The organism is Serratia ficaria, from assembly GCF_900187015.1.
Classification (GTDB): domain Bacteria; phylum Pseudomonadota; class Gammaproteobacteria; order Enterobacterales; family Enterobacteriaceae; genus Serratia; species Serratia ficaria.
This window is the reverse complement of sequence record NZ_LT906479.1, coordinates 3056933-3069569: the sequence shown is the minus strand read 5'-3', so window position 1 is coordinate 3069569 and position 12637 is coordinate 3056933. Positions and strand designations below refer to the sequence as shown.

Below are 12637 nucleotides of genomic sequence, written 5' to 3'. Positions count from 1 at the left end.
GTAGCGTGCTTAATCGCTGGAGGAACGATGTTATATCAACTGAGCGTGATATTTATTTTGGCGCTGATGCTGGTGGTAATCGCCCGCCGGGCGGCGCTGAGGGTAGGGCTGGTGGATAAACCCAATGCCCGCAAGCGGCACCAGGGGCATATTCCGCTGGTCGGCGGCATCGCGGTCTACCTGACCTTGACGCTGATGACGCTGTGGCAGCCGGAGTGGCTGCCGTACAGCACGGTTTACCTGCCGTGCGTGGCGGCGCTGGTGGTGCTGGGCGTGCTGGACGACCGTTTTGATCTGCCCGTGGCGCCGCGCGTCATGGTGCAGGGAGGGATTGCGCTGGCGATGATGCTGGCGGCAGGGATGCAGCTTTCTTCGTTCGGCTATCTGTGGGGGCGCGAGGAGCTGATGCTGGGCTACAGCGCGCTGCTGGTTACCCCGCTGGCGGTTTGGGGCGCGATCAACGCCTACAACATGGTCGATGGCATCGACGGCCAGCTGGGGACGCTGTCCTGCGTGACCTTTGCCGCGCTGGCGATCCTGTTCGGGTTGGGCGGGCGCGATGAGCTGGCGCTGTGGTGCCTGGGGCTGATTGCCGCGTTGGCCGCCTACCTGCTGTTCAACATGAGCGTCTTCGGCCTGCGCCACAAAATCTTCATGGGCGACGCCGGCAGCATGGTGATCGGCTTCACCGTACTGTGGCTGTTGCTGCTGGCGACGCAGGGGCAGCAGGCGGTCATTCGCCCGGTGACCGCGCTGTGGCTGATCGCCATTCCGCTGATGGATATGGTGACGGTGATGGTGCGCCGCCTGCTGCGCCGCCAGAGCCCGTTCAGGGCCGGCCGCGACCATTTGCACCACATTCTGATGCGCCGCGGGCTCAATGCGCGCCAGGCGCTGGGCATGAGCACCATGCTGGCGGTGACGCTGGCCTGCGTCGGCATCTGCAGCGAAGTGCTGCAGCTGAAGGAAAGCCTGCTGCTGGTCGCGTTCCTGCTGTGTTTTGGCGGCTACTTCGCCATGTTGCACGAACCGCGCCAGGCATCGGTCTTCGGCGATAACCCGACAGCCGATCGTTAATCCTCCCACAGGCCGCAACGGCGGCCTGTTTTTCACGGTACTTTCATGAATCTTCATTTACCTCATTTGATGCCGCTGGTGCTGTCCGCGACCTTGCTTGGCGGCTGCACGGTGGTGCCGGGCACCCATCTGCCCACCGGCGGCAAAGCCACAGTCACCCAGCAGGACGACGACTTCAGTCTGAACGAACAGGTGCAGGTCTACCGCATGACGCCGATGCTGCTGGAAAAAATGCGCCGGGTGGAACCGGTGGCGCTGCCCAACCCGGCGCTGGAACAGCGGCTGCAGAGCTATCAATACCGCATCGGCGTCGGCGACGTGCTGAACGTGACCGTCTGGGATCACCCCGAATTGACCACGCCGGCCGGCCAGTACCGCAGCGCCAGCGACACCGGCAACTGGGTGCATGCCGACGGCGCGATCTTTTACCCCTATATCGGCCGGGTGCAGGTGGTGGGCAAAACCGTCTCCGAGGTGCGCAACCTGATCGCCGGTCGGCTGGCGCAGTACGTCGAAAGCCCGCAGGTCGACGTCAGCATCGCCGCCTTCCGCTCGCAGAAAGCCTATGTCACCGGCGAAGTGAAAACCTCCGGCCAGCAGGCGATAACCAACGTGCCGCTGACCATTCTGGACGCCGTCAACGCCGCCGGCGGCCTGACGGAAAACGCCGACTGGCGCAATGTGGTGCTGACGCATCAGGGCAAGGAGCAGCCGATATCGCTGCAGGCGCTGATGCAGCGCGGCGATATCAGCCAGAACGTGTTGCTGCAGCCGGGCGACATCCTCTACGTGCCGCGCAACGACGAGTTGAAAGTGTTCGTGATGGGCGAGGTCGGCAAGCAGTCGACGCTGAAGATGGACCGCAGCGGCATGACGCTGACCGAAGCGCTGGGCAGCTCGGAAGGCATCAGCCAGACGGTCGCCGACGCTACCGGCGTGTTCGTGATCCGGCCGAACGGCGGCAGGCAGCCGCAGCGGCTGGCGACGCTGTACCAGTTCGACCTCTCCGATGCCACCGCGCTGGCGATGGGCACCGAATTCCAACTGCAGCCTTACGACGTGGTGTACGTCACTGCGGCGCCGATCGCGCGCTGGAACCGTTTGATCGGTCAGCTGGTGCCGACCATCAGCAGCTTTAACGATCTCAGTGAGGCAACCTTGCGCGTGCGCAACTGGTAAATCCGCCGGGTGAATAAGGAACATAAGATGAAAAACAATGCGCTGCCAATCGTCATGGCCGAACAGGACGAAAAGCTGGAGTGGGAACGCCTGGTGGGGCCGCTGTGGGACAGCCGCTGGCGCATCGCCCTGGCCACCGGCGTGGCCGGTGCGCTGGGCGCGGTCTACGCGCTGCTGGCGACCCCGGTGTATCAGGCCACCGCGCTGGTGCAGGTGGAACAGCCGGCCGCCGGCGCCTCGCTGCTGCAGGAGACATTGGCCACGACGCTGGGCCAGTCCGCGTCGACCCAGGATGAAATGGTGCTGGCCAACTCACGCTTTGTGCTGGGAAAAACCGTTGACGACATGAACCTGACCGTCAGCTCCCGGCCGGACTCTCTGCCGTTGGTCGGCAAGGGGCTGGCGCGTCTGCGCGGCGAGACCGCGCCGGTGCTCAGCATCGCCGCCATGACGGTGCCCGGGGAGATGCTGGGGGAAACGCTGCGGCTGACCCTGGACGACAAACGGCATTTTACCCTGAGCAGCGATGGCAGCCCGGTTCTGTCGGGTGTGGTCGGGCAGGCGGCGGCCAAGGGCGCCTGGAGCATCAAGGTCAGCGCGCTGGACGCGCCGGCCGGCACCCGCTTCCGGGTGATGAAGGTGGCGCGTCAGCAGGCCATCGACGATCTGCGCGACAGCCTGAGCATCGCCGGGGTGGGCAAAGACAGCGGCATCATGAGTTTCCGGCTGGAGAACGAGGATCCGCAGAAGGCGGAAGCGGTGCTGAAGAATATTGCCGACAACTATTTGCAGCAGAACGTCGATCGCAAAACGGAAGAGGCGCAGCGCACGCTGGCGTTCCTCGGGGAACAGCTGCCGCGCACCCAGGCCGCGCTGAATTCGGCGGAAAACCAGCTCAACCGGTTCCGCCAGCAAAACGACTCGGTGGATCTGTCGCTGGAGGCGAAGTCGGTGCTGGACACCTCGGTGCAGCTGGAGGCGCAGCTTAATGAGCTGACGTTCAAGGAGGCCGAAATTTCCAAACTCTACACGCGCCAACACCCGGCGTATCGCGCGCTGCTGGAAAAACGCGCCACGTTGGAGGAAGAGAAGGCGAGGATGGGGCGGCAGGTGCAATCGCTGCCGAAGACTCAGCAGGAGATCCTGCGTCTGACCCGCGACGTGCAGGTGGATCAGCAGGTGTATATGCAGCTGATGAACAAGCAGCAGGAGCTGAGCATCAGCAAGGCGGGCGCGGTGGGCAACGTGCGCATCATCGACGAAGCGGAAACCGCCATCAAGCCGGTCAAACCGCAGAAGGCGCTGATCGTGCTGTTGGCGCTGATGCTGGGCGCCGTGCTGTCCGCCTCGGTGGCGCTGCTGCGCGCGGTATTCCACCGCGGGATCAACGATATCGATACCCTGGAGAAACGCGGCATCAATGTGTACGCCACCGTGCCGCTGTCGCCATGGCAGGTCAAACACAGCCGGGGTCAGCAGCAGTTGCTGGCGAAAAGCGGGGCGGAGCGCCTGCCGATCCTGGCGTTGGCCGAGCCGACGGATCTGTCGGTGGAGGCGATCCGCAGCCTGCGTACCAGCCTGCACTTCGCCATGCTGGAGGCAAAAAATAATATTCTGATGGTGTCGGGCGCCAGCCCGGAAAGCGGAAAAAGCTTTACCAGCACCAATCTGGCGGTGGTGATCGCCCAGGCGGGGCAGCGGGTATTGCTGATTGACGCCGACATGCGCAAAGGGTTTCTGCACCGCTGGCTGGCGACAGACGCGCGCAACGGGTTGTCCGATATGCTGGTGGGCAAGGTGACGGCGCAAGACGCGGTGCGGAAAACCGCGACCGCCAACCTGGATTTCGTTTCGCGCGGCCGGGTGCCGCCGAATCCCTCCGAGTTGCTGATGCATCACCGCTTCGCCGATTTTCTGCATTGGGCCGGGCAACGCTACGATCTGGTGCTGATCGATACGCCGCCGGTGCTGGCGGTGACCGATGCCGCCATCGTCGGCAACCATGTCGGCACCGCGCTGATGGTCGTGCGCTTCGAGGTGAACACCGTCAAGCAGATTGAAACCAGCCTGCGTCGCTTCGAGCAAAACGGCGTGGCCGTCAAAGGGGTGATCCTCAACGGCGTGGTGAAGAAGGCGGCGACCGACATGAGCTATTACAACTTCGCCTATCCAAGCCATCGCGAAGATCTGCCGCAGGCAGGGGAATAAGCGGGTGAAGGCCATTATCGCCAATGCCCTGTGGCTGATGCTGGAACGCGTCTCGCTCAGCCTGTCCGGCATCTTCGTCTCCATTTACGTCGCGCGCTATCTGGGCCCCGCGCAGTTTGGCGCGCTCAACTATCTGTTGGCGACGATCGCCATCCTGGTGCCGCTGGTGCAGCTGGGCGCCGACAGCGTCATCTTCAACCGCATCGCCCGCCGACGGTCGAGCGGCATTCGCCTGATGCTGGCCTCGATGCGGCTGCGCCGTCGGCTGTTCCTGGTGGCGGCGCTGCCGATGCTGACGTGGAGCCATTTCAGCCAGCCGCCGGCCACCCAACTGATGACGCTGCTGCTGCTGATCAGCGCCTATTTCTCGATTCAGGACGTATACAAAATTTATTACGACGCCCGCCTGCAGTCGAAGCGCAATACGCTGATCAACAACCTGGCGCTGCTGCTGTCGATCGCGCTGCGGCTGGCGCTGGTGAGCGCCGCGCTGCCGCTGGTGTGGTTCGCGGTGCCTTACATCCTCAGCAGCGCCGTTCCTTACCTGGCGCGCCTGTGGTTATTCCGCGGGGAAGCGGCGGCCTCGCCGCGGGTTACGCCGCGCCAGGCCGGGCGCTATGGCCGTTATCTGCTGAAGGTGGGGCTGCCGCTGGCCATCTCCAGCCTGTCGATAGTGATCTATACCCGCATCGATCAAATCATGCTGGGCAATCTGGTCGGCGAACAGGCGGTCGGCTGGTTCAGCGCCGCCACCACCCTCAGCCAGGGCTGGGTTTTTGTGCCGATGGCGCTGATCACCTCGCTGATGCCGGGCATTGCCGGCTGCCGCGATCCGCTGGAGCAGGAGTACCGCATCCGGCTGCTTTATCTGGTGGTATTGGGCCTGTCGTTGCCGGTGCTGCTGGGCCTGTGGTGGTTCGCTCGCCCGGCCATCGCGCTGCTGTATGGCGCCGCTTTTCAACCGGCCGCCGACATCCTGGCGGTCTGTACGCTGACCTCGCTGTTCTCGGTGATGGGGACGGTTTCGTACCGCAGCATCGTGCTGTTCGCCGGTTATCGCTTCATCGCCATCAAGATGCCGCTGGTGGCGCTGGCGAACGTGGTGATGAATCTGCTGCTGATCCCGCGCTACGGCCTGATCGGCGCGGCGGTGTCTACGCTGCTGGCGGAATTCATTTCGTTTTTCGTTCTGAACAGTTTTTTCCGCGGCGGAAAAATCACCCGACTGCAGCTGACCTGTTTTTACTGCCTGCCGCGTCTTATCAGCAAATTAAGGAGAGAGCATGTTAAACACCCTGGTTAAAAACATTTCCAAGCGCCTGCCCGATGCCTGGCACCATCAGGTTAAATACGCGCTCTGTTTCAAAAAGCTGCCGCACCTGTCGAAACCGACCGGCTTCAGCGAAAAGATCATGCGTCGCAAAATTTACCCGCGCAGCATCTACACCACCCTGTCGGACAAGTACAAGGTGCGTGAATTCATCGCCGGCCTGTGGGGCGAGGAGTATCTGGTGGAGCTGTATGCGCACGGCACCGAGCTCAGCTACGACACCTTCAGGCAGTTGCCCGACGCCTTCGTGCTGAAGGCCAACCATGGCAGCGGCTATAACCGGTTGGTGTTCGACAAGCGGCAGGTCAGCTACGCGGAGCTGTACGATCTCAGCAGCGCGTGGATGCGCAGCAACTTTTACGAGCAGAGCCGCGAAAAGCATTATCAGGACATCGAACCCTGCATCATGGTGGAGCGCATGCTGCTGGACGGCGAGCAGGTGCCGAACGACATCAAGTTTCATTGTTTCAACGACAATCATGAAATTCGCATGTTCATCCAGGTGGATTACCAGCGTTTCGGCACCCATCGGCGCGACATTTTCGATATCGACTGGAACCGCACCGAAATCCGCATCGGTTTGCCGAATGCCGACGAACCGATGCCGCGCCCTACGCGGCTGGAGGAAATGACGCGTCTGGCTCGCCAGGTAGCGCAGCAGTTCGCTTATGTCCGCGTGGATTTCTACCAGGCCGGCGAGCAGGTGTATTTCGGCGAGCTGACGTTTACGCCCGGCGCGGGGTTAAGCAAGCTGATGCCGAAAAACATCGAGCAGGAATGGGGCAGTTATTTTACTGAGTAAACGCTTATGCAGAGAGTCGCCTCCAGTTTTCACGCGCATGCCAATGCCGGTTATAATCAGTCGCGGGACTTGGTCAATCAATCAATAGTGTTGACCTTTCTGTTGATATTTTTCGTGAAAACCTTCCTGACCTCGGGATCGTTCAACAGCGATCTGATCAATAAAGCCGTGATGGGGCTTAATGGCCTGATGTTGCTCTATGTCGGCTATGCTTTTTTTATCGCCACGCTGGCGGAAAAGGCGGTGGCGGGATTTTTGGTTCTGCTGTTTCTGATTAATATCGCTACCGGGCATGGCGATTATCTTTTTGGCGCGGTATTCAGCACGGCGGTGATCATTTTATTTCGCCGCATCGAGATGGCGCGCGGCGCTGAAATGTTCGCCATCGCCTTTGTGGTCGCCGGGCTGTTGATGGTTATTCCCTATACCTTTTACACCGATGGATTTGTTTATCTGGATGAACGTTACGGCAACAGATTAACGCTGGGTTTCGATAACCCGAATACCCTGGCGTATTATTTTTTTGCCCTGTTCGCCATGCTGCTGTGCCTGATCGACCTGGCGAAATTAACGCGCGGCATGAAAAACATCGCCTCGCTGGCGGTGTCGGCGTTAATTCTGCCGGTGCTGATGTATTCCTATTCTCGCACCTGTTTCATGCTGGCGTTGTTGATGCTGCTGCTGTTTTGGCTGGCGCCGCTGCTGCGCGTCGCCCCCAATAGAAAAGTCTGCATCGCGCTGACGTTGGCCATTCTCGGCTTTCAGTTCGCCAGCGTGATGCGTTGGGGGAGCAATCCGGCGTTGGACGTACTGCTGAACCAGGCGCTGACCGGGCGCATCTGGTTCTCATGGCAGATGTTTCAGGCGGTGGGGCTGCCCAATCCGCTGTTCGGCATGAACATCGAACCTTATAAGCCGGTCGACTTCTTTTACATCGCCATGTTTTATTCGGCCGGCGGGATCGCCTCTGTCGTCATGCTTTCCTGTTATTTCCAGCTGTTGGGAAACATGCGCAGGCTGAGTCGGTTCATGCGCTGGGTGGTGGCTGTTTTCCTGCTGACAACTTTTACGGAAACCTATTTCCTGGTCCCGGTATTCAACGTGTCTTTATTGTTGCTTTGCCGTGGAAAAGAAATGATCAATTCGAAACTGGAGGGGTAAGAAATGGATTTCTCGATCGTGATTCCTATTTATAACAGTGCGCGCTACCTGCCTAAAACCCTGAAGCGGATTTTCAACGCCTGCCAAGGGTTCGATTATCAGGTGATTCTGGTTGATGATTGTTCCGACGAGGACGACATCAAACATATTCGCCAGATAGCGGCGACCAACAGCAACGTGATGCTGCATGAGAAAAAACAGAAGAGCAATGCGGCGGTGTCGCGCAATCTCGGCAGCCGATTGGCGCAATCGGAGATCGTGTTTTTTCTCGACTCGGACGATTACTTCACCACCAACTATATTATTCGCCGCATGAAGAAACACGAAGATCGCCATATCGATATTATCTTCGGCAACTATGCGGAGGTGAGCGGCGATTCGGTGCGCGACTTCAACTTCCACTATAAAACCGGTTCTTCCGGCGAGGATTTTCTTTTTCTGGAAATGGGCGATATTCGCTCATCCACCATCAGCATGCGTAAAAAAAGCGATCGCCGCTTTTTATTTCCCGAGTTTCTCAACAAGCATCAGGATTGGGGCTTTCTGGTCAACGCCACCAATTTGGGCGCCCACGTGGCGCACGACGCCGGCGGCGGGGTGTTCCTCGACGTGGGGCGCGACGGCCGCATGACGGCGAAGCTCAATCTGGAGGCCAGCGACCGCTTTATCAACACCTTCCTCAGCCCCAGCGATCGCCATATCAGCGGATTCGCCTGCAAGCACCTGCTGGCCTCGCTGTATTCCGAAAACGCCCAGGCGTTCAATTATTACTCGTCGCGCATCGTGCGCCACAGCCTGAGCGGCAAGTTCAAGATGATCAAATGGTATGGCGATTGCCTGGCGCGGTTGGGGTTGTTCCCGGTCGGCGGCCGGCTGCTGCGCAATGTGCGCCAGGGATTCAGGAGATGATATGCAACCACGCAAGGTAATCGTCGTTATCGAAAATATGGCGGGCAAGGGCGGCACCGAACGGGTCGCCAGCGGTTTGGCCAATGCGCTGGCGCGCCTGCCGGGTTACGAGGTGGCGGTGTTTTCGCTGTTTGGCGAGCGGAGCTTCTTTCCGCTGGCCGCCGACGTCCGGTTGCGCTGCGGCGGCGGCGGCTCGCTGTTTTGGCCATGGCGGCTGGCGTTGGCCCTGCGGCGTGAACGCGCGGACGTGATCATCACCGTTTCCATGGGAAAACTGTCGGTGGTGATGACGCCTTTTCTGCGTTTGTTTTGCGCCCGCAGCCGGCTGTTATTGAGCGAACACGTCAGTTTTCACCAGTATCCGCGCGTATTCAAGTGGTTGAAGCTGCTGGTTTACCGGCTGGGCGATCGGGTGATTTTCCTGACGCGGCAGGATCGCGACGCCATCGCCCGCTGGGTGGGCGCCGGGAAGTGCCGGGTGATCGAGAACGTTTCGCCGTTCGGCGCGCAGGCGCCGACGCCGGAGCTGCAGCAAAAGGTGGCGCTGGCGGTGGGGCGGTTGAGCAACCAGAAAGGCTTCGATCGTCTGATCGCGCTGTGGCGAGGGGTGGCGGCGCAGGCGCCGGATTGGCGGCTGCTGATTGTCGGCGACGGCCCGGAGCGCGACGCGCTGCGGCGGCAGATTGCCAGCGCCGGGCTGGAGCGGCAGGTGAGCCTGCTGCCGGCCACCGCCGACGTGGCGGCCTATTATCGCCAGGCCAGCCTGTATCTGATGACGTCTCGCTATGAGGGGTTGCCGATGGTGCTGATCGAAGCCATGAGCTTCGGCCTGCCGCTGGTGGCCTACGACTGCAAGACCGGCCCGGCCGAGCTGATCGACGACGGCGTCAACGGCTATCTGGTGCCCGATGACGACGGCGCCGCCTTCAGCGACGGGGTGCTCAAACTGATGGGCGATCCGGGCCTGCGCGAGCGCTTTTCGAACGCCGCGTTGGAGAAGTCTCGCCGTTTTTCTCCCGAACGTATTTATCCCCAGTGGCGACAGCTCACCGAGTGAGGACAGAATGGAAAAAATATCCGTGATAATGCCGGCCTACAACGCGGCGAACTCTATCAAAGAGTCGATTCTTGGCGTGCTGAACCAGCGATTTACCGACTATCACCTGTATGTGATCGACGATGCGTCCACCGACAACACCGCCGAGGTGGTGCGGCCGTTCATCCACGACCGCCTGACCTATATACGCAATGAGCATAATCAGGGCGTGGCGGAAACGCGCAACATCGGCATCGAGGCGGCGGGCGGCGACTATATCGCCTTCTGCGACAGCGATGACGTCTGGCTCCCCAACAAGCTGTCGCGCCAGGCGAGCATCTTGCAGACCCGCCGCTACGACGTGGTGTGTTCGCATTATTACACCTTCGAAGACGACCTGAAGTTGATCAAAAACACCCGCGGCGCGGATGAGCTTATCGGCTATCAGGACATGCTGAAAAGCAACTGGATCGGCAATCTCACCGGCATCTACAACCAAAAGCGCATCGGCAAGGTGTACCAGCAGAAAGTGGGCCATGAGGACTACCTGATGTGGCTGGCGGTGCTGCAGAAGGCGCGTAACGGCCTGGCCTACTGCATTCCCGAACCGCTGGCCTGCTACCGGCTGTCGAGCCATTCGCTGTCGGGCAACAAAATCCGCGCCGCGGACTGGCAATGGCGGATTTACCGTCAGCATCTGGGGCTGTCTTACCAGAAATCCTGCTATCTGTTCGCCACCTATCTGCTCAATGCCGCGATGAAAAGGCAATGACCATGAGGGGCATGTACCGGATGGCGGCGCTGGGCTGCTGCGCCTGGTGGAGCGTTTCGGCTCTGGCGCAGGGCTGCCAACCCACGCTGTTGGCCAACCCCGGCTTTGAGCAGGGGCTCGGCGGCTGGCGCGCGCAGGGCGCGCAGGCCGACGACGATGCGCACAGCGGCAAGCGCAGCCTGCGCTACGACAATGCCGATGCCGCGCAGTACCGGACCTTCAGCCAGGCGCTGCGGGTGGCGCCGGGGCAGACGATCGATTTCGGCGTTTGGCTCAAGACCCGCGGCGTGCGGGGGCAAGGCCGCGACGGCGGCGCCGCGGTTTATCTGCAGAGCTTCGATGCGCAGGGGCGCTTTCTGGAAGGCGCCTATCCGGCCGGGGTGGCCGGCGACAGCGATTGGCGGCAGGTGAGCGCCAGCTATACCGTGCCGCCGCAGGCGGCGCGGGTCACCTTTGGCGTCTATCTGCGCAAGGGCAGCACCGGCAGAGCCTGGTTTGACGACGCCTATGCGTGCGTTCGCGCGCCTGCGCCGGCGTTGTATCAGCTCGGCCCGTCGGCGCAGGGTAAGGTCGACACGCTGCTGGTCACTCCGCAGCCGCAGCATGTGCAGGTCGACAGCGAATTGCTCAATGCCCAGGGGCAGGTTATCCACAGCAGCCGCGGCCGTTATCGGGTCGAAGGGCAGCGCCGCATCGAATACCAACCGCCGACCGGCCTGGCCCAGGGGGAATACCGCCTGCGCCAGCAGGTCAGCGGCGCGCAATCCCGGCAGGCGCAGGGCAGTGAGCTGTCTTTTCGCGTCGGGCAGCCGGCGGCCAAAGTGGCGATCGACAGCGAAGGCTTTACCCTGCGCGACGGCCAACGGATTTTCCCGCTGGGCATCTACGCCAACGTGGCTACCGATGAGCATTTGGCGCGCATCGCGGCGGCGGGATTCAACACGGTGCTGAACTATGACTATGGAGAAAAGAAAGATCCTTACGCCTTTTTCCGCAACGCGCGCAAGCGCGGGCTACTGGTTATCTATTCCGTCAAAGATCAGTATCGCGGCAGCCGTTTCGCCCCGGCCGTCCGCGGCGGCGACTACGCGGCGATGACCGCCTGGTACGTGCAGCGCTTGCGTTCGCAGCCCAACCTGCTCGCCTGGTACATCAACGATGAGCTGGGGCCGGAATATCTCGATAAAATCGAGGAAAAAAACCTGCAAATCAAGCGGCTTGACGGCGATCATCCCACCTTCCAGGTGCTGAACAAAACCGGGGAGCTGGACGCTTACTTCAACAGCAGCGACATTCTGGCGACCGATCCTTACCCGGTGGGGAACGATCGCGATCTGACGCGCACCACGCGTTATACCGCGCTGACGGTGCAGGCCGCCCGCCAGGCGCGCGGAGCCTGGGTGGTGATGCAAATCATGGATCACGCCGCCTATGACGCCCGCCGCCGGCCGCATCCGCCGTCAGAGGCGGAAATCCGCAATCAGGCCTGGCAGGCGCTGATCGGCGGCGCCAAGGGACTGCTGCTTTACTCCTATACCGACCTGTTCTACAAGCGCAAAACCGGCCGCTTCGACCAGCGGGAGTTTGACGCCGCCTGGCGTGGGGTGGCCGCCGTGTCGCAGCAAATCGCCGCCTTCACCCCTTATCTGCTGACGGGGAAATCGACTCCGCTGACGGGAAGCGACCCGCAAATCCCGGCGCGGATGTTTATTCTGGGCGATCGCGCCTTGTTGCTGGCGGCCAATCCCTACTATCGAGAGGCCAACACCCGATTGCGCCTCCCGGCGGGCTGGCGGCCGCAGGAGGCGGGCGCGGAGGTCAGGCTGGCGTTGCCCGCGGTGGGCACGGCGACCCTGTGGCTTCAACGCTGAATTCTTCGAGTTAGCGCCACGCGGGAGGTTGCTCCCGCGTTCTACCCCCAAATACCCCATCTCTTATCCTTCCGTCCTCACCCAGTCCGTCAATCCTCTTTTATCGGTTTATTATCAATCATTTATGTCGAATTTCCGGAGTTATACTTTGGTGGTATTCCCGTCGCCTCCGGCGCTTTTTCCACCGCCTTCTCTTGATCGCAATCAAATCGCCGCCGTACCGCCCTCAGTAGGCTGGCGGCAGATTGAGCATGTCTTCTTATAACGACAAGAGCCTTCAGGAGCCTTCCGG

At 61.2% G+C, this 12637-nt stretch carries 10 protein-coding genes; all 10 read left to right on the top strand.

Annotated elements, in window-relative coordinates:
• Positions 1–27 precede the first annotated feature (27 nt).
• The 10 genes from wecA to CKW09_RS14525 all read left to right on the top strand — a co-directional run bounded on the left by wecA (position 28) and on the right by CKW09_RS14525 (position 12345).
• Complete coding sequence (gene wecA / locus CKW09_RS14570; protein ID WP_061794635.1) at positions 28–1077, top strand: UDP-N-acetylglucosamine--undecaprenyl-phosphate N-acetylglucosaminephosphotransferase; 1050 nt, start codon at positions 28–30, stop codon at positions 1075–1077.
• 45 nt (positions 1078–1122) lie between these two features.
• Positions 1123–2256 (top strand): polysaccharide export protein, encoded by a 1134-nt coding sequence (locus tag CKW09_RS14565; RefSeq protein ID WP_095097940.1) that lies wholly within the window; start codon positions 1123–1125, stop codon positions 2254–2256.
• A gap of 27 nt (positions 2257–2283) precedes the next feature.
• Positions 2284–4464, top strand: a complete 2181-nt coding sequence (locus CKW09_RS14560; RefSeq protein WP_061794633.1) for a polysaccharide biosynthesis tyrosine autokinase — start codon at positions 2284–2286, stop codon at positions 4462–4464.
• Between the two features lie 4 nt (positions 4465–4468).
• Positions 4469–5767 (top strand): flippase, encoded by a 1299-nt coding sequence (locus CKW09_RS14555; RefSeq protein ID WP_061794632.1) that lies wholly within the window; start codon positions 4469–4471, stop codon positions 5765–5767.
• The gene (locus CKW09_RS14550; RefSeq protein ID WP_061794631.1) at positions 5748–6596 is read left to right on the top strand and encodes an ATP-grasp fold amidoligase family protein; all 849 of its coding nucleotides are present in this window, start codon (positions 5748–5750) and stop codon (positions 6594–6596) included. The genes CKW09_RS14555 and CKW09_RS14550 overlap by 20 nt, the downstream gene beginning before the upstream one ends.
• A gap of 87 nt (positions 6597–6683) precedes the next feature.
• Positions 6684–7757 (top strand): hypothetical protein, encoded by a 1074-nt coding sequence (locus tag CKW09_RS14545; protein ID WP_231922055.1) that lies wholly within the window; start codon positions 6684–6686, stop codon positions 7755–7757.
• A gap of 3 nt (positions 7758–7760) precedes the next feature.
• Complete coding sequence (locus tag CKW09_RS14540) at positions 7761–8666, top strand: glycosyltransferase family 2 protein (RefSeq protein ID WP_061794629.1); 906 nt, start codon at positions 7761–7763, stop codon at positions 8664–8666.
• A gap of 1 nt (position 8667) precedes the next feature.
• Entirely contained in the window at positions 8668–9723 is a 1056-nt protein-coding gene (locus tag CKW09_RS14535; RefSeq protein ID WP_095097938.1) for a glycosyltransferase family 4 protein, read from the top strand.
• A 7-nt stretch (positions 9724–9730) separates the two neighbouring features.
• Positions 9731–10474: a glycosyltransferase family 2 protein gene (locus CKW09_RS14530; protein ID WP_061794627.1), complete on the top strand. Its 744-nt coding sequence runs from the start codon at positions 9731–9733 to the stop codon at positions 10472–10474.
• Between the two features lie 2 nt (positions 10475–10476).
• Entirely contained in the window at positions 10477–12345 is a 1869-nt protein-coding gene (locus CKW09_RS14525; RefSeq protein ID WP_374188969.1) for a carbohydrate binding domain-containing protein, read from the top strand.
• Positions 12346–12637 lie beyond the last annotated feature (292 nt).